We start from the raw sequence: 1,263 nt of genomic DNA on the forward strand, positions 1-1,263 counted from the left end.
CTAAGCTTTAGATCAAAAGAAGGCCGCCCGTTGTGGGGCGGCCTTCTTTAGTTCGACGATGTGCCGGGCTGATGCCCGGCCTACCGATTACTCTACGATCTTCGACACAACGCCGGCGCCGACGGTGCGGCCGCCTTCGCGGATGGCAAAGCGCAGGCCGTTTTCCATTGCGATCGGTGCGATCAGCTCAACCTCGAACGACACGTTATCGCCGGGCATCACCATCTCGGTGCCAGCCGCCAGGGTCACGGTGCCAGTCACGTCAGTCGTACGGAAGTAGAACTGCGGACGGTAGTTCGCGAAGAACGGCGTGTGACGACCACCTTCATCCTTGGTCAGGATATAGGCTTCGGCTTCGAACTTGGTGTGCGGTGTTACCGAACCCGGCTTACACAGAACCTGGCCACGCTCAACGCCTTCACGGTCGATACCACGCAGCAGCGCGCCGATGTTGTCACCCGCTTCACCGCGGTCCAGCAGCTTGCGGAACATTTCAACACCGGTACAGGTGGTTTTCTTGGTGTCGCGGATGCCGACGATTTCGATCTCGTCGCCAACATTGATCACGCCACGCTCAACACGACCGGTTACAACGGTACCACGACCCGAGATCGAGAACACGTCTTCGACCGGCATCAGGAACGGCTGGTCAATAGCGCGCTCAGGCGTCGGGATGTACTCGTCCACGGCCGCCATCAGCTTGCGGATGGATTCCTCGCCAATCTCCGGGTTGTTGCCTTCCATCGCGGCCAGAGCCGAACCGGCAATGATCGGAATGTCGTCGCCAGGGTATTCATACGAAGACAGCAGCTCGCGGATTTCCATTTCCACCAGTTCCAGCAGCTCTTCGTCGTCAACCTGGTCCACTTTGTTCATGAACACGACCATGGTCGGGATGCCAACCTGGCGGCCCAGCAGGATGTGCTCGCGGGTCTGCGGCATCGGGCCGTCAGCAGCGTTCACAACCAGGATCGCGCCGTCCATCTGCGCCGCACCCGTGATCATGTTCTTGACGTAGTCGGCGTGGCCGGGGCAGTCAACGTGGGCATAGTGACGGTTTTCGGTCTCGTATTCCACGTGGGCCGTCGAGATGGTGATACCACGCGCTTTTTCTTCCGGCGCACCGTCAATCTGGTCATACGCTTGGAAGTCACCAAAATACTTGGTGATCGCTGCGGTCAGCGTGGTCTTGCCGTGGTCAACGTGGCCAATCGTTCCAATGTTGACGTGCGGCTTATTACGCTCAAACTTTTCCTTTGCCAT

1 protein-coding gene is annotated in these 1,263 nt (G+C 58.8%); it reads right to left on the minus strand.

What is annotated here, in order from left to right; genetic code table 11:
- Positions 1-87: 87 nt before the first annotated feature.
- On the minus strand, positions 88-1,263 hold the full coding sequence (gene tuf, locus ACR0BU_RS24695) for an elongation factor Tu (protein ID WP_299893262.1): 1,176 nt from the start codon (positions 1,261-1,263) through the stop codon (positions 88-90).

The sequence above is a fragment of the Ruegeria sp. CK2 genome, from assembly GCF_056536585.1.